This is a genomic window from Clostridium cibarium (assembly GCF_014836335.1).
Classification (GTDB): domain Bacteria; phylum Bacillota; class Clostridia; order Clostridiales; family Clostridiaceae; genus Clostridium; species Clostridium cibarium.
Genome location: NZ_JACSRA010000006.1, coordinates 148,100 through 173,895 on the forward strand (window position 1 = coordinate 148,100; position 25,796 = coordinate 173,895).

Annotated in this window: 22 protein-coding genes and 1 pseudogene; 4 read left to right on the forward strand and 19 right to left on the reverse strand. The window is 29.2% G+C overall.

What is annotated here, in order from left to right:
* From H9661_RS05530 to H9661_RS05600, 15 genes and pseudogenes are all read right to left on the reverse strand, one after another.
* Entirely contained in the window at positions 1 to 1,125 is a 1,125-nt protein-coding gene (locus H9661_RS05530) for an ABC transporter ATP-binding protein (protein WP_143316704.1), read from the reverse strand.
* A 142-nt stretch (positions 1,126 to 1,267) separates the two neighbouring features.
* The gene (locus H9661_RS05535; protein ID WP_143316703.1) at positions 1,268 to 1,900 is read right to left on the reverse strand and encodes a GntR family transcriptional regulator; all 633 of its coding nucleotides are present in this window, start codon (positions 1,898 to 1,900) and stop codon (positions 1,268 to 1,270) included.
* Between the two features lie 64 nt (positions 1,901 to 1,964).
* Positions 1,965 to 3,206, reverse strand: a pseudogene (locus H9661_RS05540) (MFS transporter).
* A 28-nt stretch (positions 3,207 to 3,234) separates the two neighbouring features.
* On the reverse strand, positions 3,235 to 3,678 hold the full coding sequence (locus H9661_RS05545) for a GNAT family N-acetyltransferase (protein ID WP_191767903.1): 444 nt from the start codon (positions 3,676 to 3,678) through the stop codon (positions 3,235 to 3,237).
* 257 nt (positions 3,679 to 3,935) lie between these two features.
* Entirely contained in the window at positions 3,936 to 4,940 is a 1,005-nt protein-coding gene (hypE, locus tag H9661_RS05550) for a hydrogenase expression/formation protein HypE (protein ID WP_143316700.1), read from the reverse strand.
* 15 nt (positions 4,941 to 4,955) lie between these two features.
* The gene (gene hypD, locus H9661_RS05555) at positions 4,956 to 5,990 is read right to left on the reverse strand and encodes a hydrogenase formation protein HypD (RefSeq protein ID WP_191767904.1); all 1,035 of its coding nucleotides are present in this window, start codon (positions 5,988 to 5,990) and stop codon (positions 4,956 to 4,958) included.
* Positions 5,978 to 6,220, reverse strand: a complete 243-nt coding sequence (locus H9661_RS05560) for a HypC/HybG/HupF family hydrogenase formation chaperone (protein WP_191767905.1) — start codon at positions 6,218 to 6,220, stop codon at positions 5,978 to 5,980. The genes hypD and H9661_RS05560 overlap by 13 nt, the downstream gene beginning before the upstream one ends.
* Positions 6,221 to 8,473 carry a carbamoyltransferase HypF gene (gene hypF / locus H9661_RS05565; RefSeq protein ID WP_191767906.1) on the reverse strand — a complete coding sequence of 751 codons (2,253 nt, stop codon included), beginning with the start codon at positions 8,471 to 8,473 and terminating at the stop codon, positions 6,221 to 6,223.
* Between the two features lie 140 nt (positions 8,474 to 8,613).
* Positions 8,614 to 9,273, reverse strand: coding sequence for a hydrogenase nickel incorporation protein HypB (gene hypB / locus H9661_RS05570; protein WP_143316696.1), 660 nt, complete (start codon positions 9,271 to 9,273; stop codon positions 8,614 to 8,616).
* Complete coding sequence (locus H9661_RS05575; RefSeq protein WP_143316695.1) at positions 9,233 to 9,517, reverse strand: hydrogenase maturation nickel metallochaperone HypA/HybF; 285 nt, start codon at positions 9,515 to 9,517, stop codon at positions 9,233 to 9,235. Before H9661_RS05575 ends, hypB begins: the two co-directional genes overlap by 41 nt.
* Complete coding sequence (locus H9661_RS05580) at positions 9,510 to 9,983, reverse strand: hydrogenase maturation protease (protein ID WP_143316793.1); 474 nt, start codon at positions 9,981 to 9,983, stop codon at positions 9,510 to 9,512. The genes H9661_RS05575 and H9661_RS05580 overlap by 8 nt, the downstream gene beginning before the upstream one ends.
* Positions 9,983 to 11,386 carry a nickel-dependent hydrogenase large subunit gene (locus tag H9661_RS05585; protein ID WP_191767907.1) on the reverse strand — a complete coding sequence of 468 codons (1,404 nt, stop codon included), beginning with the start codon at positions 11,384 to 11,386 and terminating at the stop codon, positions 9,983 to 9,985. Before H9661_RS05585 ends, H9661_RS05580 begins: the two co-directional genes overlap by 1 nt.
* A gap of 15 nt (positions 11,387 to 11,401) precedes the next feature.
* Positions 11,402 to 12,250 (reverse strand): hydrogenase small subunit, encoded by an 849-nt coding sequence (locus H9661_RS05590; RefSeq protein ID WP_143316693.1) that lies wholly within the window; start codon positions 12,248 to 12,250, stop codon positions 11,402 to 11,404.
* 314 nt (positions 12,251 to 12,564) lie between these two features.
* A complete protein-coding gene (gene licT / locus H9661_RS05595) occupies positions 12,565 to 13,392 on the reverse strand; it encodes a BglG family transcription antiterminator LicT (protein WP_143316692.1) in 828 nt (275 codons plus the stop codon).
* A 279-nt stretch (positions 13,393 to 13,671) separates the two neighbouring features.
* A complete protein-coding gene (locus H9661_RS05600; RefSeq protein WP_143316691.1) occupies positions 13,672 to 15,549 on the reverse strand; it encodes a carboxylesterase family protein in 1,878 nt (625 codons plus the stop codon).
* Between the two features lie 396 nt (positions 15,550 to 15,945).
* On the opposite strand from H9661_RS05600, the gene H9661_RS05605 reads away from it, so the two are divergent.
* Positions 15,946 to 16,359, forward strand: coding sequence for an RrF2 family transcriptional regulator (locus H9661_RS05605; protein ID WP_143316690.1), 414 nt, complete (start codon positions 15,946 to 15,948; stop codon positions 16,357 to 16,359).
* 157 nt (positions 16,360 to 16,516) lie between these two features.
* Entirely contained in the window at positions 16,517 to 18,391 is a 1,875-nt protein-coding gene (gene cooS / locus H9661_RS05610) for an anaerobic carbon-monoxide dehydrogenase catalytic subunit (RefSeq protein ID WP_143316689.1), read from the forward strand.
* A 68-nt stretch (positions 18,392 to 18,459) separates the two neighbouring features.
* Here the strand turns inward: cooS and asnB are convergent, their stop codons facing one another.
* The 4 genes from asnB to H9661_RS05630 all read right to left on the reverse strand — a co-directional run bounded on the left by asnB (position 18,460) and on the right by H9661_RS05630 (position 23,892).
* The gene (gene asnB / locus H9661_RS05615; RefSeq protein ID WP_143316688.1) at positions 18,460 to 20,361 is read right to left on the reverse strand and encodes an asparagine synthase (glutamine-hydrolyzing); all 1,902 of its coding nucleotides are present in this window, start codon (positions 20,359 to 20,361) and stop codon (positions 18,460 to 18,462) included.
* Positions 20,362 to 20,418: 57 nt separating this feature from the next.
* Positions 20,419 to 21,669, reverse strand: a complete 1,251-nt coding sequence (locus tag H9661_RS05620) for a hypothetical protein (protein ID WP_143316687.1) — start codon at positions 21,667 to 21,669, stop codon at positions 20,419 to 20,421.
* A gap of 80 nt (positions 21,670 to 21,749) precedes the next feature.
* Entirely contained in the window at positions 21,750 to 23,207 is a 1,458-nt protein-coding gene (locus tag H9661_RS19995; protein ID WP_143316686.1) for a sensor histidine kinase, read from the reverse strand.
* Positions 23,185 to 23,892 carry a response regulator transcription factor gene (locus tag H9661_RS05630; RefSeq protein WP_143316685.1) on the reverse strand — a complete coding sequence of 236 codons (708 nt, stop codon included), beginning with the start codon at positions 23,890 to 23,892 and terminating at the stop codon, positions 23,185 to 23,187. The genes H9661_RS19995 and H9661_RS05630 overlap by 23 nt, the downstream gene beginning before the upstream one ends.
* Before the next feature lie 178 nt (positions 23,893 to 24,070).
* Here H9661_RS05630 and H9661_RS05635 point away from each other — a divergent pair, with 178 nt between their 5' ends.
* The gene (locus H9661_RS05635; protein ID WP_143316684.1) at positions 24,071 to 24,697 is read left to right on the forward strand and encodes a DUF47 domain-containing protein; all 627 of its coding nucleotides are present in this window, start codon (positions 24,071 to 24,073) and stop codon (positions 24,695 to 24,697) included.
* Complete coding sequence (locus tag H9661_RS05640) at positions 24,690 to 25,688, forward strand: inorganic phosphate transporter (protein WP_191767908.1); 999 nt, start codon at positions 24,690 to 24,692, stop codon at positions 25,686 to 25,688. The genes H9661_RS05635 and H9661_RS05640 overlap by 8 nt, the downstream gene beginning before the upstream one ends.
* Positions 25,689 to 25,796 lie beyond the last annotated feature (108 nt).

Genomic DNA, 25,796 nt, shown 5'->3' on the forward strand with positions numbered 1-25,796 from the left:
CTACACATCCTCCTTAATATATGGATCACTAAGAGTTGTAACAAGGCTACTTTTTGTTATCAACCCAACTAGTACTCCTTCCTCGTTTAATACAGGTACATTTGATATATCATTATCATTAATCATATTTAAAATATCAATTAAAGTATCTTTAGGATTAGCATATAGAAACTCTTTGTTAATTATATTATTAACCTCAGTAGTCTTATCACTACTAAGTCGTATATCCTTTGCCTTAATAATACCCTCAAGCTTCTTAGATTTATCTTCAACCACCATAAGAGTATCAACTTTAGAAGATCTCATCTTCTCAATACATTTAAATAAAGATAAATTACTTTGACAGGTTACTGGATTTTCTATCATAATATCTTCAGCTTTAATAAATTCTGGAGAACCCCAAATCCTCTTTCTTCCTACGAACTCTGATACAAATTCATTAATTGGATTCTTTAAAATATTTTCAGGAGTATCATATTGTACTATCTTTCCTTTATGCATGATGCATATCTTATCAGCCAATTTGACAGCCTCATCCATATCATGCGTTACAAAGACTATGGTCTTTTTCATTTTCGATTGAAGATTTATAAGTTCATCTTGCAATCCATTTCTAGTTATTGGATCTAGAGCTGAAAACGGCTCGTCCATCAATATAATATCTGGATCTGTAGCAAATGCTCTTGCTACACCAACCCTTTGTTGTTGTCCTCCACTAAGTTCTGTTGGATATCTATTAAGAAACTTTTCACTATCTAAACCGACCATATCCATAAGTTCGTATGTTCTTTGTGTGATTTTTTTAGTATCTTCTTTTTTTATTTTAGAGATTAATTCAATGTTTTCTTTTATAGTCATATGAGGAAACAATCCAGTTTGTTGAATGACATATCCTATATTTCTTCTTAGTTCTATAACGTCTTTATCATTTATATCTTGTCCATTTATATAAATTTGCCCTGATGTCATTTTTATAAGTTTATTAATCATTTTTAAGGTTGTTGTTTTTCCACAACCACTCCCCCCTATGATTGCCACTAGTTGTCCTTTCTCAATTTCAAAGGAAATATCAGATAAAACTGTACTATTTTTGAATTTCTTCGTAACATTTTTAAATTTAATCAATTTTATTGCCCCCTTTCATAAGTAACAACTTAACGATAACATTAAGTTGTTACTTTTGTCAAATCTCACTTAATTTTTCTAAATAAAAAAACACCTTAATTACACTTATAAAAGTAATAATTAAGATGTTTAATAATTTAAATTATTTCTCTAAAAATAAGAATTTTTGAACTCTCTCAAGACAATCTTTATCACCTATAAAATAAAATACATCATTTTCACAAAAACTTGCATATGGCCCTGGCGACATCAACAAATTACCATTTCTTTTTATTGCTATAATAGTAGCAGCTGTATTATGCCAAAAATTTATATCTGCTGCTGACTTATTCAAATATGGTGTTTCAGCTGTAATTTCAATCTCAAATGGAATAAATGGGTTAGTTGAACGAAATCTATCTGTTTTGTCTACTAAATCTGAAAGAACATTACTAAAATAATCTAATTCTTTCTTCTGTTTATTTACACTTTCAATTATATTTTTCTTTAAACTATCAATAGTTTGAAGATTATCATACTGCCTAATAAATTTAATAGCATTTTCATATGATTTTATGATTACACCACTACCTTTTGTTGTATCAACAATATCTAAATCATCTAAAACACAAATTGCTCTTCTTGCCGTTTCTGATGAAACTCCATACTGACTAGCTAAAGAAGATCTAGCATAAATTTTATCTCCAACCTTATAATGCCCCTCTGCTATTTTGGACGCAATATCAGTTGCTATTTGTTGATACCTTGGAGTCGTTAATTTTATTTTATTTTCCATCTATAATTTTCTCCTATTTTATACTATAAACTTCATAAATTAGTATATCATATCTAATTTAAATTTAATCACTTCTTCTTCTCTTTAATCTAAATATAAATAATAAAATCATTAACATAATTATTATAGAACCACAAGCTATAAAACCTATTCTTGCATCAAAAGTTTCTGTAATAACTCCTGCGTAGAAATTTCCTATAGGAGTAGATCCAGCAAAAACTAAAGTATATACGCTCATTACTCTTCCCCTATACTCATTTCTTGCATTAAGCTGCAAAGTTGAATTTGCACTAGAGCTAAAACAAATAAAAAAGAATCCAGTAAATGCAAGAAAAATCCCTGTCAGTATATAAGCACTACTTATTCCAGTGAAAATTAAAAATCCTCCTACAATTAGTGGTACTACATAAATGAAAATCTTCTTTGGTCCTGATTTACTTAATGTTGCAATAAACATAGCTCCAATAAATGATCCCATCCCCATAAAAGACATAAGAATACCAAATCCAGCTTCATTTTGATTAAGTATTTCTTTTGCAAATACGGGTACAAGTACACTAAAGTTTGGTGCAAATGTCCCCACAATAAAAACAACTATAATTGTATTTAAAAGAATATTATGTTTGTAAATATACTTAAGTCCATCTTTAATCTCATCTATTATCTTAGTATCACTTTTAACCTTTCTTTCCACCTCTTTGGTTTTGATAAAAAATAAACCTACTACAACAGCTGCAAAACTTATTGAATTCACAAAAAAGCATACCTTTACACCATAATATCCCATTACTATTCCTGCAATTGCTGGTCCTATAATTCTAGCTACATTAAAAACCATAGAATTTAATGCAATAGCATTCATCAAATCTTCCTTGCCTACAAGTTCTATAATAAAAGACTGTCTCGATGGCATATCTAAGGTATTAACGATTCCAAGTAACGTGGCCATAAGTAATATGTGCCAGTATTGAACTTGTCCACTCCAAACCAGTATAGCAAGTATAAGAGTAATTATTAGGGAAGTTGTTTGAGTAAATATAAGAATTTTCTTTTTGGAAAACTTATCTATAATTACCCCTGCAAATAATGAAAAAATCAACATTGGAGTAAATTGAAGAATTCCAATAAGACTTAATAAAAAAGGTGAATCTGTCAAACTATATGCAAGCCAAGGCTGAGCTATATTCTGCATCTAGGTACCTATAAGTGAAACACACATCCCTATCCAATAATATCTAAAATTTCTGTGTTTTAAAGAAACAAATGGATTATTGATTTTACTTATAACCCCATTCCCAACATTCATCTAACATCCTTCTTTCAACCTTAGTAATTTATATTTTTTCAATAAACATTCTTTGTAAATCCAATCCACTCTTTTCAGATCTAGTTATTGAACCATCACATTTAAATCCAACCTTTATATAAAAATCAATAGTATCCAATCTAGCATTTAAATATAAATAATCTATATTGTTTTTTTTTGCATTACTAATGTGACTTTTCATCATTTCTAATCCAATTCCTTTATTAATAAAATTAGAACTAACAACAACATTGGTAATCTTACCTTTTCCATTTATATTTGTCATCCTCGAATAAGCTACAACTCTATCTCCACTTAATGCTACTAAATGGAAACTTATTTCATCTAATTTATCATAATCATATTTCTCAATAATATTATATGGCTCAAAAAGTATAGAAAATCTTAAATCAATTACTTGATCAAATTCTCTATCCTTACATGTTATAAATTTATATTTAATTTTATTCATAGCCCCAATTTTCTCCTCTGTCCATTATAAGTTTTATTAGATTTCTATTTTGCTTAATATCCCCAATTTAATTGTTCCCATTTTAATTACATTTAAGTATATTGTAAGCGCTAACATTTCTAGAATCAATGTAATAATATTCCAAAGTGTTCAATACTCTAACTTCATTTATATCAAATATTATTTACATTTTAAAGCAGATAATAAATAAAAAGTGCTGAAGATTATTTGCTCTTCAACACTTTTATTAATGATTATTAACATATTCTAGGTATAAGATCATCTTCCAGCATACCTAAAATCCTTGTTCCATGGATTTTAGTATTTAAATAAACTTTCTCAGCATTATCTTGAATTACTTCTCCTATAATTGCAGCATTTTTACCTAATGGATTACTTCTCATTATCCTAAGTACATCATGCGCCTCTTCTTTAGAAACCACAACAACCAATTTCCCTTCATTAGCTATAAAGAGAGGATTAAATCCCAACATTTCACAAACTACATTAACCTCGTCATTAACTGGAATAGAATTTTCTTTTAATACTACCCCTAGCTTTCTTTCCTTAATTATCTCATTAAGTATAGTAGCTAACCCTCCTCTCGTAATATCCCTCATGAATTTAACTTTCTTAGTAACACTTAAAATATCTTGAACTAAAGGATATAACGCATTACAATCACTTTCTATTTGAGTTTTAAAATTCAATTCTTCTCTTTCGCAAAGTATTGTTATCCCGTGATCCCCTAAAGTTCCATTTACAATAATCTTATCTCCCTCATTTATTGATCTTCCTGATATGTCAAAACTATTTTCAACAATACCTACACCTGCAGTATTAATATAAAGTTTGTCACCTTTTCCTCTTTCCACAACTTTCGAATCTCCAGTAACTATCTTTACATTGCAACTTTCTGCTGTTTTAGCCATAGACTCAACAATTCTTTCAAGTTCACTAATTTTCATTCCTTCTTCTATAATAAATCCAACACTAATATAAAGTGGCCTTGCTCCACTAACAGCTAAATCATTTACTGTCCCACATATTGATAACTTACCAATATCCCCTCCTTGAAAAAATAGCGGTTTTATTACATATGAATCTGTAGTAATAGCTATCTTACCATTTAACTTATCCACTATACCAGAATCTCCTTGCTGTAAAAGTATTTCATTATGAAAATATTTATAGAATATTTTCTTAATCAAATCATGAGTACTTTTTCCTCCGCTACCATGTGATAAAGTTATAATATCCATTCTACAAACCCCTTTCTAATAATTATTTATATATTGATAATATATTTTGCAGGCTCCCTCCCGAGATACCATACAAACTCCAACTGGGCTATTAGGACTACACATATTCCCAAAAAGCATACAATTTTCCGGAGATTTTTCTCCTTTTAATATATCTCCGCATATGCATCCTTTAACTAAAGGGGAATCTTCTATTTTTATATTGAACTTAACTTTTACATCATAATCACTGTATGTTTCTCTAATCTCCAAACCACTATTTTTTATAAGTCCAAGACCTCTCCATAAAGAATCAGAAGGCATGAAAACTTTATTCATTATCTCTTTTGCCTTTTTATTACCTTCAGCTTTCACAAACCTTCTGTAGATATTTGTAACTCCACACTCATTTTTCTTTAGCATATCTATAAGTAAATATATAGCTGCAATAACATCTCTATTTTCAAATCCTGCTATAACTGCTGGTATGCTTAACTCTTTGCTAATGAACTTAAAAGAGTCTCCTCCGATTATAGTACTTACATTACCTGGACAAATGATACCATCAATATTAACTTTTTCATCTTCTATTAGCATTCTAATTACTTGTGGCATTGTTTTCACACCACAAAACACGCTAAAATTCTTTAAATTTTCTATCTTTGCTTTTTCTATAGCGAGACCAATTAATGGTGCTGTAGTTTCAAACCCAATAGCTAAAAATACAACTTCTTTGTCTGGATTCTTTTTAGCAGTATTTATTGCATCTAACGGTGAATACAGTATTCTAATATCATTACCTAATGCTCTTTCAACCTTTAGTGAGCTATTAGTTCCAGGTACGTTAATCATATCCCCAAAAGTTGTAATAATTATATTTTCCCTTTTACTTAGCTCAATACAAGCATCTATATATCCTTGATTTGTTACACATACTGGACATCCTGGTCCACTAACTATCTTTATATTATTAGGTATAATATTTCTTATCCCACTTCTCAAAATAGCTAAGGTATGAGTGCCACAAACCTCCATTATCCTTATTTCTCTATTTATTTTTAAGCATTCCATATATCGCCTTCTTCAAAAATAGGTAATTCATCAAACAACTCTTGTGTCTTCTTCCCCTCTTTTTTATTTAGTTTCTCTATAGCACACCCTGCATGTACAAGTAAAATATCTCCTAAAACCACATTTTCTAAAAGACCTATATTCACTTTCATACTCACTCCTTTATAATGTACTATTGCCTCATTGCCTTCACATAACTTAATTACTTCTAAAGGAACTGCAATACACAATTATTCCATCTCCCTTGCATTTGCTATTACTATTTGACCCAAAGAAATCCCCCCATCATTACAAGGAACTTGCTTATTAATATAAACTATAAATCCATTCTGTTTTAAAGCATTATATACCCCCTCAAGAAGTATTTTATTTTGGAATACCCCTCCACTAAGAGCAACTTTTTTTATTTTATTGACATTTGATATTTGTAAACATAATTCTAATGTTAACTTTATTATCGTATTGTGAAATTTTCTAGAAATTATCCCCGGTTTGATTTGCTTCTTTATATCTTCAATTACTCCTATAATAATTTTATCTGTATTAATAATATACTTTTGATTTTTTAAATCTATGTCAAAATAATAACTCTCTACTACACCAGCTATAGATATATTCTCTAAATATATTGCAGCCTCTCCCTCATAAGTAACATTTCTATTGAAACCTAATAAATAGGATACTGCATCAAAAAGCCTTCCCATACTGGATGTTTTAGGACAGTTTATGTTTTTTCTTATAATTTGTATATATTTTTTTTCAATAAGATTAAAATTAATTAAATTTAGCACTTCATCTATTTTGTTTTTATACGTCTTATAAAGATATGAAATAGCCATTCTAACTGGTTCTTTCACAGCTTTATCGCCTCCTGGCATCTGCACCGAATTTAAATGCCCAACTCTACTAAATTTTTTGCAATCAACTATTAAAAATTCTCCTCCCCATATTGCTCCATCCTCACCAAAGCCTGATCCATCATAAGCTACTCCTATAACTTTATCCTTTTCTCTATTCTCAAAAAGAACACTTGCTAAATGTGCATGATGATGATAAACTCCAATTTTTTTCCCTTTAAATGTTTTTAAATAGCCCTTTGAAAAGCCACCTGGATGAAAATCATATACTATTAATTCTGGTTTTGCATTATAGATACCAGATAAATTTCTTATTGACATATAATATCTTTTTAAGGTTTCTACATTATCTAAATTACCTATATATTGGCTTAAGATTATATTTTCTTTAGTAACTAGGCAAAAATTGTTTTTCAAATAAGAACCTAAACTTATACTTTCCTTAAATCCATCTCCTTTTAAATATGTTGGCGAATAGCCTCTTCCTCTCCTAATTACTCTTTCTTCTCCTAAGATAACTCTAACTACAGAATCATCTATTGCATTATATATTTCTCTATTATTAATAAGATGATAGTCCACTATTTCAGATAATTGACTAATAGCATCTTCATTTTTATATACTATAGGCATTCCATTAAGATTTGCACTTGTCATAACTAGTACTTCTAACTCTTTTTGAAAAAGCAAGTAATGTATAGGAGAGTATGGCAACATAACTCCTAACGTATTATTTCCTGGAGCTATATTTAAAGGTAACTTATCTTCAATTGTATCCAATACCACTATTGGTCTTTTATTACTTGATAATATCTTCTCTTCTTCTTTTGATAAATAGCAGTATTTTTTTACAGTTTCGATATCCTTAATCATTACGGCAAAAGGCTTTCTCTCTCTATACTTTCTTTTTCTAAGAAGTTCAATTGTATTTTCACTTTTTCCGTTACAAACTAAATGAAATCCTCCTATACCTTTAATTGATATAATCTTATCTTCCTTAAGAAACTTAATAACCTCTTCAATAGGATTTAAAGTATTCACTACCCTTCCTTCATTATCTATTAGTTGCAACTTAGGTCCACAAATGGCACAGCAATTACTTTCTGCATGAAATCTCCTGTTTAATATGTTTTTATATTCTTCATTGCACTCATTACACATATTAAAAAAATTCATAGTTGTTGCAAATCTATCATAAGGAAGTGATTTAATTATAGAGTACCTTGGCCCACATTTTGTACAGTTAGTAAATGGATACATATATCTCTTATTTTCTTTATTCATTATTTCTTTATAACATTCCTTGCAAGTTCCTAAATCAGGTGATATAAAAGTAATTCCTCTACTTTCCTTTGAACTTTTTTCTATTTTAAATACTTTATAATTAATTAATTCTTTATCTTCTATTACTATTTTATCTATACTTAAAGCTTCTGGTCCTCCTTCTTTCAATTGATAAAGAAAATTTCCTATAGAACTTTTTTCTCCTTCAATATCGATTATTACACCAACATTACTATTTTTAACAAAACCCTTCAAATTGTTTTTTAATGCTATTTTATATATATAAGGTCTAAAACCTATTCCTTGTACTAACCCAGTTACTAATATATATTTTCTAACCACCGCACTGCACTCTCCTAGAATCAAAATCTTCTATTATCATATACTTAATAGTTTATTTATTATGACTCATAAAAAGAAAAAACATCACGAAGCTGTGATGTTTTTATAAATAAATTCACATTTTTTAAACACTAATACTATTATTGAGTTTTATCTAGAACTTTTCCTACAAAGTAATTACATAAATCTATTATCCCTTCTCCAGTTCTAGCTGATATCTCAAAAATTTTTATATCTTTATTTAGAGAGTAAATATCTTTATAAAATTCATCTAAATCAAAATCAGTAAAATTCAAAATATCTACCTTATTTAACACTACAACATCTGATTGTTGAAAAATAAATGGATATTTAAGCGGCTTATCATTTCCCTCTGCTATGCTTAATACTGTCATTCTACTATTTTCCCCTAAATCATATGATGCAGGACAAACTAAATTTCCTACATTTTCTATAAGAATCAAATCTAGCTTATCTATATCCAAAGCCTTAATCGATTTTTCTATCATAGATGCATCTAAATGACATGCTCCACAGGTATTGACTTGAACAACAGGAATTCCATACTTTTCAATTCTCTCGCCATCCCTAGTTGTATATAAATCGCCCTCGATTACTGCTAGTGATATTTTATCTTTTAATGTCTTTATTATTTTTTCAAGCATTGAAGTTTTTCCAGAACCAGGTGATCCAAATATATTCATAGTAAATATACCTTTTTCCATTAGCAGCTTCCTATTATTATCTGCGAATTCAGTGTTAGATTGTAATATCCTTTTCTGTACTGCTATGCTCTTCATACTCTTCCCCCTCTATCCCTTCAATTAATAATTCAAAACCTTTAACTGGCTTTATTACTATTTTTGCCCCATCACAAATTGTTCCTTTACTTATTGCCTTAAATGCAAATTTAAGTGAACTTTCGTTTATTCCATTGTAATTTCCAACTACGATAGATATTGAGATTACATTTTTAAGATTGTAGTTTTTTATATTTTCATCAACTATTTTATATATCTCAAAAGCTATAGATGCCTCATGCATTACTTTTTCCTTCCTTATAACATTCCAAACTTTTCTCCTTAATTATTCTAAAAACCGCATTACATATTTCAGAAAATTTTCTTTCCAATCCATCTGAAATTTTTATGCCAAATTTAATATCATGGATCTCTATTCCTAAAATTATTCCTTTTACATCTACGCCCATATTGTTAATTAACCATATTAGATTCATATTATGAGCAGAAAGCAAATGTTTTGAATATTTATCCACTTTGTTTAAAGAAATTTGCGTAATTTGTCCACAATTTAAATTAAATAATGTACTATCTACAATAAATATAAAATCTCCACATTCTATATTATCTAGTGCAAAATTAAAATCAGTTTCAGCTTTTACACACTTTATCCCCAGTTTCTCTAAATCTTCATGAATATTATCAACTACCTTAATTGCAATCCCATCATCACTCATCAATGTATTTCCTATTGCTATAACCTTAATCATCATACAACCCTTATACTAAAGTCCTTGAATTTGTCGCTTATTATATGAGTGGCGCACGAAACACAAGGATCAAAGGATCTTACTACACGACCAACTTCAACTGGATTTTTAACATCTTCCACATAAGTCCCAATTAATGCTCTTTCTATAACCCCCTTATTACCTTTAGAGTCTGTTGGCGATAAGTTCCATCCTGATGGAGTTATTATTGTATAATTTTTTATCTTTTTATTTTCTATAGTTATCCAATGTGCTAAAGCTCCTCTTGAAGTATCTCTAAGTCCTACCCCATTAGCCACTTCTGAAACTTCCCACTTTTCTTGTGAATTTACTGTAACTTCTAATTTATTTATAAGATCCTCAACTATATTACATATTTTTTTTGCTTCTAAAATTCTTGCAATAGTCCTATCTAAAGTTGATATTCCATTAATGTATTCTCCAGATATCCACATTCTTGCTAATGGGCCTACTTCCATAGGAATGCCATCATATCTTGCTGCTTTAACCCAACTATAAGCATCTTTCTTACTTGTGTCTGCTTCAAAATTATTATCTTCATCTAGATTTTTCTTTATATTTGAATAATAAGAATGAGTAATATCTTCATTTATCTTATTTCTATCAAAACTTTTTTTTACATTGTTAATAAACACTCCGCTTTTTACATAAATCATAGGTTCATTTAGATACTCATGAAAAGCTCCATAACTTAAAAAATTACCATACCCTTTTCCATTTTCAAAGTCTTCCAAATAATACTTTGATATTGCACTTATATCTTCTAACATAATATTATTAATAAAATCTTTAATAGAATATAATATAGACTTAAGTTCAATTATTTTTGTAGCATCAATATTAGATGTTGCACCTCCTACGAAAATCCCATGATTGTGAGGAGCTTTCCCCCCTAAAAGAGCTAGCATTTTATGAGCATCTCTACTGTATTTGAATGCTTCTTTGTAATGCTCACTTAACCTTTTATTAGTATCACTAGGCAACTTATACTTTCTTTCACGTCCTTCATCTGCTGGATTAACTTCAATCTGTACATAGTCTGGCATTGTAAATTGATAAAAATGTCTTATATGATTTTGCAGAAATTCACATCCATGAATTATCTGCCTTAGCATACTTCCATTTTTATCAGGTTTAACATTTAATGCATTCTCTAAAGCTGTAGCAGAAACTATTCCATGAGCAGTTGAACATATACCGCATATTCTCTCAGTAAAATAAATAGCATCAAAAGGTGATCTTCCTCTTAACATTTCTTCAAATCCTCTAAATAAGAATCCACTACTTTTAGCATCTATCACTATATTCTTTTCTATAGTTACCTCTATCTGCAAAAAACCACTTATCCTTGTTATAGGATTTATAACAATCTTATCTGTCATAATTTTTTCTCCAATTTATTGATTAAAAAAAGGTTCCATCCCATCAGGAAATCCACTATTTACGCAGCCAATACAAGGAGTATTATCTTCCACAGGCCAATTTACTCTATCATTCCATTTACCAATAGCACAATCTGCCCTTGTAATAGGCCCTCTGCAACCTAGATTAAACATACATTCCTTATCTCCCAATTTTGAAGCAAATATTTTTTTATCAAAATAAGATCTTCTTGAACAATTTGTATGTATTGTTTCTCCATATAAGAATAAAGGTCGTCCATCTGAGTCTAATTCTGGTATTCCGTAAGAAATCAAATGTGCTATAGTACTAATTACCCATCTAGGATTTGCTGGACACCCTGGTACCCTTATTACTTTATAATTATTAATAAAATCAGGTACACTTTCGCTGCCTGACGGATTTGGTCTAGCAGCTGATGGACCTCCATAAGATGCACAGGTACCAACTGATATAATATATTTTGCTTTTCCAGCTGCCAAATTTACTGCCTCTGCTCCTGAAATGAGTTTACCATTATGTTCAGCAACTATATTATAAATTCCATTATCTTTAGTTGTTATTGCACCTTCTACAACTAAAATAAATTCTGTATCTAATGTTTCTAGAAAGTTATCAAAGGCCCTTTCTCCTTCTGCTCCCATAATGCTATTATTATAAGTCATATTGACCATCTTAGTTAAAAAGTAAGGAACATCTGGATCATTTGCATCTAAAAGAGAAATAATATTTCCTGAACATCCGCAAGCCTCTAACCAAATTAAATTTATTTTTTTTAAATTGTTTTCTTTAATCCTACGAAATGTTGAATTTATTATACCTCTAGGACATTTTTTTATTGACAATTTAGCACCTTCAAATACTTACTCAATGTTAAATCTTATTCTAAATAAAATTATTTTATTCTTAATAATCTTTGCATTAATTAATCTCTAGCGTATATTTCTATAGAAAAAGCCATCTAAATTCCGCAATTTAGCTCCCAAAAATCCCTGAAATGAATGCTTGTATAAATAAAGATTTATACTTCATTCTTTCACTCCTTTGTAGAACACTAAAATAACTAAATAAAAATAAGACTATTAGTATAGATAGAATAATATTTGTCCTATCTATGTTAATAGTCTCACTTACTCAACAGCAAAAACATATAAATTATTTATCTCTGTGTTACACGCTGAATATGTATAGTTAAATATAATTGCTCTTCTTCTGATAATGTCATTTCTAAATACTTTTCTATTTTAAGCATACATTCATATGCCTTTTTATATTTTGATTTAACTTGTTTTAATAAAAAGTCATCTTCTGATTCTATAATTTGTTTTTTATTTAGCCTCTGAAAGAAAAATCTTAAATGTGTAACAAATCTTTCATAGTTTAAGGAATTTTCATCAAGGGTAATATTATATGTATATTTAACAATATTTAATATATCTTGAACCATTTTTGTTTGATGTGCAATATCCTCTACTTTGCTAGTTGAATTATTGACTTGTGCATTTATTAAATGAAGTGCAATATTTCCTGCTTCGTCTTCTGGCAATCTCTTACCAAGTTCACTCTCAATAAATTCTAATGCCTTTACCCCTATTGCAAATTCCTTTTGATAAAACTTTTTTATTTCCCATATTAATACATTTGAATTTTTAATATTTTCATCAAACATTTTTATTGCATAACTAATATGGTCAGTTAAAGTTACGTAAATATAATCATTTAATTCAACACCCAATATATTCTTTGCGTATTCAATAATATCGTAACAAAGCGAAACATGTTCTGTTGGAACATCTTCTAATAGTAATTTAAATTTCTCTGAAGCATCTTTATGTTTAAGGATAAATGTTTTTTCTATCAATGATTCATCAACCTTATCACCAACATTTTTCTTAAATGCTATTCCACATCCCATTACAACGAACTCATGTCTATTTGTATCCTTTGCCAATATGGCGTTATTATTAAATATTTTTTTTATTACCATTCCTATCCTCCCATCTGTTATATTATGTTACCATATAATATAAAAACCTCAACCAATAAAAAGAAATATCATGAATTTCTATTCATCAATTAAGGTATCGCCTGATCGAATCAGTAACAATCTCAATATCCGTTTGTAAGCGTTTAAATTTTAATTTAATGATACATTTATTTATTCCTATTGTCAACATATTTCACTTATTTTCTACTATTTTTTTATCAAATTAAATTAAAAAACATAATCACTAAAAAAACATTACTTCCTAGTGATTATATTTTGTTATTTTGCAGTTAACTTTTTATTCTTTATTGCTATTAATATACCTATTAAAGAAAGCATCATCATTAGCACAATTTTATTTATGTCTAGCAAATCCCCTGTTTTAGGCATAACTTCTCTCATACTCTTATCTAAAGCTGAGTCTGCTATTATAAATTTTGAAAAATGGATTGTCTTAAAAATAACATTATCTCCTTCAACTCTAGTTTCTAAAGCTTCAAATTTATTACTAGACTCATTATAATAAAATACTGATAAGTTATTTCTATCTAACTCCTTCATTTCTTCATCAGTTAAGACAATAGTTATTTCAGCTTGACCTTCGTTAAATCCATGAATTGGTGTCTTACTATCTCCATTAACAACTGATAAATTGAAAACAAATATCTTTTTAAGACCTGTTATATTTCTTGTTATATCTGAATTTTCCTCAACATTAAAATCAAACACTATCTTAGCTCCATTAACCAACAACTTATCATCAATTACTGAAAATGGTAATCTAACAATGTTGTTTTCCGCAACTATTTCAAATGAGCCTTTTCCATCTTTAACTGATTGAACATCAGCTATTTCAACTCTTACTCCACTTTTAAAATCTGGATTATTTATAGTTATCTTATTCACTCCATCTTTATTAGTTATATTACTAACTATATTCTGTGATGAAGTAGAGTTATTATTAAAACCACCTACCGCTTCTTTAGATTGCGAAAATAACCAACTCATCATTTCTTTATTATTTAAAGTAGGTACCCAAGAACCATGAAGAAGCCCACCATATAATTTTAATGAATTCATATATTCTGTAGAATATATTGTAAGCTTAGACTTATCATTTCCCAATCCTTGTAGCTTATTGTAGATATCTTTACTTATTGTACTGCTATTTGTTCCATCTTCTTCTGCATGAAATAACCATATTGGAATATTTGAAATTGTATTCAATTCAGATAAATCTTTTACCGTTCCTCTACTAGCTATTGCAACAGAGGCTGCGAAAAGATTTGGCTTTTCTAATAAAAATCTTAATGTTAATCCGCCTCCCATTGAAGCTCCTGTAAGATATATTCTATTTTTATCTACTTTTCCCTCAGTAACTAACTTATTAATTAATTCTTCATATGCATTAAAGAAATTTTTCATATCTTTTAATTCTGTATCTGTAAGTTCTACTGAAAATTTATATGGATATTGTGCTGCTATAACATTTGTTGCATATCCTGATTCTGCAAATGCTACCGCTCCTCTATTTGCAGTTATTGGTTTAAAATTATCTATTCCCACTTCACCTGATCCATGCATCCATATTACTAACGGTTCTGGCTTTCCTGTATTTACAGTACGTAATCTATACGGAATAGTTACACCGTTACTTCCTTTGAATGTTAGATTTTCAAATTCATCTACAGTACGTGTATTAACCTTTGTAACATTTGTTTGAGTAAAAGATAATTCTGGATACTTGTTGCAAACTACTCCAAAATTAGATACATTTCCTCCTGGATATTTAAATGGTTTAAATGATAACTTAATCTTATTCCCTTCCACTGTAAGATTAATTTCGTCATTAGTATAATTATCTTGTGAAACTTTGCCTTCTGAATTTAACGGGTATCCATCATAATTCCCTGTTATATCAAAATCTGTCGCCTGTAAATCTGCTGTTTTTGACATATCATTAACATCTATTTCAAAAGAATCAACCATTACTCCCATATCACCAACATAGGTATTTGCAGTAATAGCTTGTACAGAAATAGTCTCTGTTATAATTGACTCTGTTGCTGCTTTAATCCTTGTAGATGGTAAAACAAAATTTGTAGTAGCTGCAATTATTGCTAGAGTTGTAAATATCTTTTTAAGATTTTTATTCATTTTTTCTCCCCCTCGTTACTAGATTCACTATATTATTTTACAAACATTTTCATTTTTACCTCATAACATCCCCTCCTTTTGTATATTAATAAAGCAACTCAAAATAAATATTTATAGCAATTTTAAGAAAATAAAAGCCTTAATTAATCGGAAAACGTTTCTTCCAATCAATTAAGGTCTTGCCTAGTCTAACTAGTAACAATCCAACCGCCGTTGTAATCGTTTAATTTTTGTTGATTTTATAATACATTTTCCTATTCCATTTGTCAATAAATTAAAAAATATAATTCAAAATACCTTTGGTTCATAATAGTATATTTTCTACGTATTGACAAAAAATCAAAAGTAATATATCATAAACTATACTAATTAGGTATAGTTTAAGGAGTAGATATTATGAACATAAATCAAGAATCTGATTATGCATTTAGAATAATACTTATGCTCTCAAAAGAAGGTTTAGATAATAGACTAGATGCTAAATCCCTATCGGAAAAAGGAAACATCCCTCTTAGATTTTTATTAAAATTGACTAGAAAACTTACCCAATCAGGAATAGTTAAATCTTTTAGAGGAGTGAATGGAGGTTATGCTCTTGCAAAGGCTCCGATAAATATAACTTTAAAAGATGTAGTTGAAGCTATACAGGGCCCTATTATAGTAACTAGATGCGTTTATGATAAAGAATCATGCAGTGCAAATAAACTGGGTCATTGTTCCATACATAAAGCTTTAATCAATATTCAAAGTACAATGGTTGAAAAATTAGAAAAAGTTAATTTTGAAGATTTAAAAAATGATCCTTGGTAACTTTAAATAATTATCCAAAATATATTAGGCTTTGCCTTTTATATTTTATCTCAAAGTATACCTAGTTAGTATACTTTAAATTTTAATATCTATAGAATCATTAATTTTGTTATAAAACCAATGATTTTTTATAAAAAACTAAAAGGAGTGAATTATTATGTCTATGTGTCAATCAGCAGATTGCAAATTATGTGAATTTTTATCAACTAAAGAAGATGTAGAAACATCTTTCAATAGAGTAGAAACTCAAAAGGCTAAATGTAAATTTGGGAAAGAAGGTATATGTTGTAAGCTTTGTTCAAATGGACCTTGTAAGATAACACCTAAATCTCCTAGAGGAGTTTGTGGAGCCGATGCTGACACTATTGTTGCAAGAAACTTTTTAAGAGCAATAGCTGCAGGCTCTGCATGTTACCTTCATGTAGTAGAAAATACAGCAAGAAACTTAAAAAATATAGGTGAAGGCAAAGGAAATCTTAAAATCAAAAGTCCAGAGACATTAGATAAAATTGCAGAAATCTTTGATATTAAAGAAAATGATATAAATCAAAAAGCAATTAAAGTTGCTGATGAAGTTTTAAAAGATTTATACAAACCAAGATTCGAAAAAATGGAACTAGTAAAAAAACTATCGTATACTCCTAGATTTAAAAGATGGGAAGAATTAAATATACTGCCTGGTGGAGCTAAATCAGAAGTTTTCGATGCCATAGTAAAAACATCAACAAATTTAAACAGTGATCCTATTGATATGTTGCTAAATTCTTTAAGCCTTGGTGTTGCCACAGGTGTGTATGGTCTAATGTTAACAAACTTATTAAATGATGTTATTTTAGGCGCGCCGAAAATAAGACAGGCAAAAGTAGGCTTTAAAGTTATAGACGCCAATTATATAAACATTATGGTAACAGGACATCAACATTCTGATATATCACATCTTCAAGATAGATTAATTGATAAAGATATAAAAGATAAAGCTATAGCTTTAGGTGCAAAAGGTTTTAGGTTAGTTGGATGCACATGTGTTGGTCAAGATTTGCAATTAAGAGGAGAACACTATACTGAAGTATTCTCAGGACATGCTGGAAACAACTACACAAGTGAAGCAGTTCTTGCAACAGGAGGAATAGACTTAATAGTATCTGAATTCAATTGTACGATACCAGGACTTGAGCCTGTAGCAGAAAGATTTAATGTGAAAATGCTTTGTATCGATGATGTAGCTAAAAAGAAAACTGCTGATTTTATAGATTTTAATACAATTAACATAGAAGATTTAAGCGAAAGAATTATAAATGAGGCATTAGAAAGTTATAAAAATAGAAGAAACTCAGTTACTATTGATATTCCTAAAGATCATGGTCATGATGATGTAATTACAGGAGTTAGTGAAGGTTCATTAAAGGAATTTTTAGGTGGCAATTGGAAACCTCTTATAGATTTAATAGCACAAGGAAAAATAAAAGGCATAGCTGGAGTTGTTGGTTGTTCAAACTTAACTGCTAAAGGTCATGATGTATTTACAGTAGAACTTACTAAAGAATTAATAAAAAGAGATATTTTAGTTCTATCAGCTGGATGTTCTTCAGGAGGACTTGAGAATGTTGGACTAATGTCTCCTGGAGCTGCTGAACTTGCTGGTGATAATTTAAAAGCTGTATGCAAATCGCTAGGTATTCCACCTGTTTTAAACTTTGGACCATGCCTTGCTATTGGAAGACTTGAAATGGTCGCAACTGAACTTGCTGAAAATTTACGGATAGATATCCCAGAACTTCCACTTGTATTATCAGCTCCTCAATGGCTTGAAGAACAAGCATTAGCTGATGCTGCTTTTGGATTATCATTAGGATTACCGCTACATGTTGCCATTTCTCCATTTATTGATGGAAGTGAAGTTGTAACTAAAGTTCTAAAAGAAGATTTAGTAAATATTACTGGTGGTAGACTTATCGTTGAAGAAGATGTTATTAAAGCTGCTGACGAATTAGAAAAAATAATTAAAAATAGACGTATTGGAATTAATATTTAAAACTAAAAGAAGTTGCAGAAAACTACCCAATTTATCTAGTATTCTGCAACTTCTTATTTGTAATATGCTTATAATGCAACTTTACCATTTTCATCATCTTCTTGAAACCCATTAATATTTTCTTCTTCTAAAGAAAATTCTTCAGCGTTTTTCTCTATATAAATTTGATGCCAAATGCAAAAAATAAATATAACCCAAATTTTTCTGGAATTATCCCTTTTATGATTCTGATGATCTTCTAGTAACTTTAAAACATACTCTTTATCTATATAATTATTAACTTTTGCATTTATTATTGTTTCCTTAACAATTTGTCCCAATCTTTGATTTAACCACACTCTAATAGGTGTTGGAAACCCAAGTTTTTTTCTATTTACAACATGTTTAGGAACTATCCCTTCAAAAGCTTCTCTTAGTAGTAATTTAGTGTTTTCTTTAGATACTCTTTTATTTAAAGGAATTTTTTCAGCAACTTCAAGCACCTCTCTATCTAAAAATGGTACCCTAAGCTCTATAGAATTTGCCATAGCCATTTTATCTCCCTTAGCTAAAATATCGCCTTCTAACCAAGTGTTGATATCTACATTTTGCATTGTAGTAACATAATTATAGCCTTTTATATTGCTTTCATCAAAAATTCCTTTCACAACATTTTTAAATCCATACTCATCTTTATAATTTACTAAAACCTTCTTGCTCTCTTCATCATCAAAAATTTTTGCGTTGCCTATATATCTTTCCCTAAGTGGTGTAGTACCTCTAATTAAATAATTTTTACCCTTTTTATTAGGTAGCTTCTTTGCTATATAGTTAATAAATTTTTGTATTATCCTTGGAAGCATGAAAATTGGCTTTAATGAAAAATATTCTTTATAAATATTATATCCTCCAAATAACTCATCAGAACCTTCTCCAGATAAAACTACCTTAACATGTTTACTCGCTTCTTTGGTTAAATAATACACTCCTATTGCTGAAGGGTCTGCTACTGGGTCGTCAAATTTATAGACTACCTCCTTAATAGCTTTTATATAATCATCCTCTGTTATATTAATATGAATATTTTCTATATCTAAAATTTCACTGGTCTTTTTTGCAATATCTATTTCATCATAACCAGGTACATCAAAACCTACTGTAAAAGATTTTACTTTGGGATTAGTCTTTTTAACTAAGGCTGCTATTATAGAAGAATCTACTCCACCGGATAAAAAAGTTCCTACTTCCACATCCGAAATCAAATGAGAATTAACAGAATCCTCCATAACTTTATATACATCTTCTTTACTTATATCTTGTTCATTAAAATCAATAGTATGGTATTTCTTAAAAACAAGCTTATTATCTTCAATCTTAAAATAATGAGCAGGTGGAATTTTCTTAATACCTTCTATCATAGTTCTATCACCTGGAACATACTGAAATGATAGATATTCTTGTAGACTTTTTTCATCCACTTTCAGCTCTTTGATAAGTGGCATTAACGCCTTATACTCTGATGCAAAAGCTACAAAATCTTCGTTATCTATATAATATAATGGTTTTATTCCAAACTGATCTCTAGCCCCAAACACTTCCTTTGTATTTTTGTTATATATAATAAATGTAAACATTCCTCTTAAGTCATATATTGATTTTTCTTTTTTTTCAATGTAATTAGTAAGCAACACCTCTGTATCAGAATTAGTTTTAAAATCATAGCCTTTTAATTCCAAATTTTCTTTTATAGATTTATAATTATAAATTTCTCCATTAAACACAATTTCATATGAATCTTTTTCAAAAGGTTGATGACCATTAGCTAAATCAATAATACTTAGCCTCCTAAAGCCTAAAATGGCTTCTTCATCATTATAAATACCTTCATCATCAGGTCCTCTATGAACTATATTATCTAAGCATCTCCTTATTTTGTTTTCATCTATTTTACTTGAATGATTTTTTTTAAAGACTGAAATAAATCCACACATTTTACTACTCCTTTTCTTTTGCTCAACACAAATGAAAAATATTTTCTATTTTATACTCTAGTTATCAAGAGTAACTATATAAGTGCTTATCTTGTAATCACCTGTATTTGAACTTCCATAAGTAAAGGAAAATGATCTACTTGAATCATCCCAATTAATATTGGATATATTCCCAAATACAGTTTTCTCACTAGTTTTCCCAGTATACCCTGTATTTTTATCAATTAAACCCGAATCTTTAATTATTTCTTTTATCTCACCAGTTTTTATGTCTACGACTTTAACTGCAAAATCTTTATCTTTATTACCTAAATTTATCCCATTTGGCCCTTCTACATAAACTGCTTTACTCCCATCTGGTGACAACACATAAGATGTTGACATTCTTCCCATAGGCAAATCTATACTTTTAGTGATCTCACCTGAATCATCAATAATATTGAGTCCAAAACTTCTATTCAAATACACTCCATTAGAAGATTTTTTTCCATTATTCTTATAATAATCTGCTATAATATTTTTCCCTTTTTTATCAGCATAGAAAATCATGTCATTTTTGTATATCATTTTTGTATTTCTAGTTATTATATCTATTGAACATATTTTAGCAGTATTTTTTTCATTATCTATTTGTGTATAGTAAAACTTACCACTTATATTATCTCCAGAGTTTTTTATATCATCTACACCTGTTAGCCGCGCATATCCTGAATTGTTTTCGTAATTACCTTCTATATTAACTTCCCCATCTAAATTAATTATTGCCCACTTATTTAAATAGTTCACTAAAATGTAATTTCCACTTAACCACCTAAGCTCAGCATTGCCATTAGCCATCTCTGTATCAACATCTGTAATTTCACCTGTAAATAAATCCAACGCTTTTATATTCTTATGAAAATTACCTTCTAAATTAATAATTTTTTCACCATAGAGTACATATCTCTTATCTTCTGATACTCCTAAAAAATCAGCTATATCCACATCTTGAAAGTCTTTATGCATCTTAGTATTTAAATTATAAATACTGCAATAACTTATATCTTTAGCCCTTACATCATCCTTTTCTTGTCCATCTTTGCTAGTCAAGGTTAATACTTCATTATTACTTAACCAAGCAATACTTTTAATCTTTTCATACTTATCAATCTGATATCCTCTTTCATTTACTTCCGCAGAAGGTATATATGCCATTACCTTCATTTTTTCTTCATAATCACTTAACACCAGATATTTAGTTATAATAAAACTCATGGTAATTGTAATTCCTAAAGTCAAGATTATAAGTAGAACCTTTTTCCTATTCATCTAATTTTCTCCTTTACCATTCCTATGTTAACAAATATTAATCACAGAAATATAATAAGAATGTCACAATTTTGTAAACTCTATATAGGAAATTCCATAGAAAAAGTAGTTCCTTCATTTATATTGGATTCTACTTCTATAGTTCCATTTAATTTTTCTACTAAAGATTTTACTAATGCTAATCCAAGTCCTACGCCACCTGATTCCCTACTTCTATGACTTTCAACTCTATAAAATGGCTGAAAAATTTTACCTAAAGCTTCTTCTTTAATCCCTATCCCAGTATCTGAAACACTTAACACTATCCTGTCATAATTTTTGTAACATCTAATTTCTATATTTCCTCCCGGCTTATTGTATTTTATTGCATTATCAATTAAGTTAATTACAATATGCCTTATATTTTCTTCATCTACTGTAACTACAATATCCTCAATATCATAGTTCATAGTAAGATTATTCTTTCTAACCTTTACCATCATTCTTTCACAAATATCATGAAAAGCTTCCTTTATATTCACTTCACTCTTTATTACCTCAAAATCATATTTTTCCAAAGCAGATAAATTTAAAACACTATCTACCATCGACGTTAATCTGTCACACTCTTTAGAAATATTTACTGATCCTTCATTAATTAAACTTAAATCGTTGTTGTACATTCCAATTAAATCTGCATATGCTTTTATTGTAGTGATAGGTGTTTTAAATTCGTGAGTTACATTTCCTATAAATTCTTTTTGTTGTTTGTCCATTTCTTCTAATTTATTTACAGCCATACTTAAATAGTCTCTTTCTACTTTTAATTCTGCAATATTCTTTTCAATAGTATTGCTCATAAATAATAATCCTTCACTAAGTTCTCCCAATTCATCATTACGATGCACCTGTTCAACCTTATTGAATTCTCCATTTTGAATGCTTTTTATTGAATTTTTCATTTTATAAATATCTCTTGTAAAATTAAAGAAATAAATAATACCAATTAGTATTCCAAGAATTAATGCCATAAGACCAGTTCCATAAAATAAGTTTTTAATTTTATTATAGAATAGACCATTTTCTTTAACTGAATATTCAAGTTCTAAAATTGCTACAATATCATTTCTATACTTAATAGGTGAATAAAAATAGATTACATCATTAACCTTTATATAAGACACTTTTCCATCAATAGCTACTTTAATCATTTCTTCTTTATCTTTATTCTCATTGAATTTCCCATTTGATTTAAATCCTGAAAGTAATTCTCCCTTTGTATCATATACACTAGCGGGTATTGTTCTAAGCCAAGGTTTATTAAAAATACTTCCTCTAACTGATTGTTGCATCTTATTATTAATCCCATTATTTTCAGCATCAGAGCTTTCACTAAAATATTGTTCAAACATATCTTTTTGTTTAAACAAAGTAGATTCCGCCTCTTTATTTTGGTAATTTTTAATTCCGCTCAGTACCAGAATACTTAAAAAAGATATAACAAGTAGTAGTACTAAAGCTGTAAATGATATAAGTTTAAACTTGATTCCTATCTTCACTTATTTGTTCAACCCCTTTATACCCTACTCCATGAACAGTTTGTATCAAATTTTGATAATCCTCCCCTAACTTTTTTCTTATCCTTTGAACATGTGTATCTACAGTCCTTGTCCCCCCAATATAATTAATTCCCCATACTTTATCTAAAAGCTGTTCTCTAGAATAAGCCACCTCTAAATTAGATAACAATAAATATATCAAATCAAATTCCATTGCAGTAAAATCTATCTTTACTTCTTTTATACTCACAGTTCTTTGCGTTTTGTTAACATATAAATCTCCTATTTTAATTATATTTTTATCTTGTTTTTCGTTACTATTTTTCTTTACTCTTCTTGATAATGATTTTATCCTCGCAAGTACTTCTCTTATATCAAAAGGTTTTGTTAGATAATCATCTGCTCCTAATTCTAATCCTAGTATTTTATCAACAATATCATTTTTTGCTGTAAGCATAATAATTCCTATATTTTTATGTTCTAATTTCTTGCAAACATCATAACCATTAATTACAGGAAGCATTAAATCTAAAATTATAATCTGTGGATTAAAACTTTCTACTTTATTAAGAGCTTCTTGTCCATCATAGGCTCTTTCTACTATGTAACCTTCCTTTTTTAATGCATAGGTTAATACATTTAAAATACTTTTTTCATCATCTACAATAAGTATTTTTTCATTCATATTAGCACCCCCATATCCTATGTTAAATTATAACAAAAGTTATTGGCTATATACAAATATAGCTAAATTAGTTTTTTACAAGTAAAAAAACTATTTCAATTTTTCCACAAAAGGAATATACTTATAGTGTTTGAGTATGTATAAATTGTATTCCTATATTATACGAAGGAGTGACCATATGTTTAATAGTAATCAAAAAGAAGACAAATTCTTTAAAATGTTTTCAGATTCAGCTAAAAATGTAAATGAAGCTGCGCTAATATTAAGAGCAAATCTAGACTCTTTAGCCAATAAGGAAGATGATGTAATAAAAACTGAAAACTTAGAAGACAAGGGAGATGAGTTAGTTCGTAGTGTAATTAAAGAATTAAACGAAGCTTTTATTACTCCCATAGACAGAGAAGATATATATGAAATCGTAAACGAAATGGATAACATATTAGATTTAATTAACTCAACTATGCACAGATTCATAATGTTTAATATAGAAGAATGTACTGATGGATCTAAAATTATTGGTGATTTATTAGTACAAGCTACTAAAGGTCTTGTAGAACTAATGGATGAACTAAGAATACATGGATATAAATCCAAGCATATTCCAGAACAAATTTCAAACATAAGTAAGTATGAAAGTGAAGCAGATAAAATAGGTAGAATAACTATAGCAGAGTTATTTCAAAAAGACACAGATCCATTAACCGTTATTAAATGGAAAGAAATATATCAAATCTTAGAAAACACTATAGACAACTGTGAAAAAGTTGCCAATATTGTAGAGGGAGTTGTCATTAAGAATGCATAGCACCATCATCTTAACAATATTTATAGTAGTATTCACTCTAGCATTTGATTTTATAAACGGATTTCACGATACAGCAACTGCTGTTGCTACTTCTATTACTACTAAAGCCCTAAAACCAAAGAACGCAATACTTTTATGTGCCATATTTAATTTTATTGGTGCCTTTACTGGTACAGCAGTTGCTAAAACTGTAGGTGATGACATAGTAAGCAGTAAAGCTATTCCACAATGGGTTATTCTATGTGTGCTAATCGCAGCTATAATATGGAACTTAATCACTTGGTATTTCGGTATTCCAAGTAGTTCTTCTCATGCCTTAATCGGCGCCTTAGTAGGTGCAGGCATAGCTTATACTTCATCATTTAATATTGTAAACTGGTATAATCTTTTTCATAATGTTGTATTATGGCTATTTCTATCTCCTGTTATTGGTTTTATCGTTGGATATATATTAATGCTACTCCTTAACTGGATTTTAAAGCCATTTAGAATTGGTATAGTAAATAGAATATTCTTAAAGCTTCAGGTAGTTGCTGCTGCTTTTGTTGCCCTGAACCATGGTGGAAATGATGCACAAAAATCTATGGGAATTGTTACAATGTCACTGTTAAGTGGTGGTTTTATAAGCACTTTTGACGTTCCTGTATGGGTTATGGCTTGTTGCGCTTTATCCATGGCACTTGGAACTTCTTTAGGCGGGAAAAGAATAATTAAAACTATGGGAACAGGTGTTGCAAAATTAAATCCTGTAAGTGGGTTTGCAGCTCAAACCGGAGCTGCCTCTGTAATCCTAAGCGCTTCCCTATTTCATGCCCCTGTTAGCACAACTCATATAATGACAACAACTATAATGGGTGTTGGAGCATCAAGAAATTTCAAATCAGTTAAATGGGGAGTTGCTAAAAATATAGTTTGGGCTTGGATTTTAACTATACCTGTAACTGCAAGTATTTCAGCACTTATAATATTAGTGGCAAAGCAATTTGTATAAGATAAATACTAACTAGTTTAATATACATATAAATCGAGTAGGAGGTAGATAATTATTTTATCTACCGACCTCTCACACCACCGTACGTACCGTTCGGTATACGGCGGT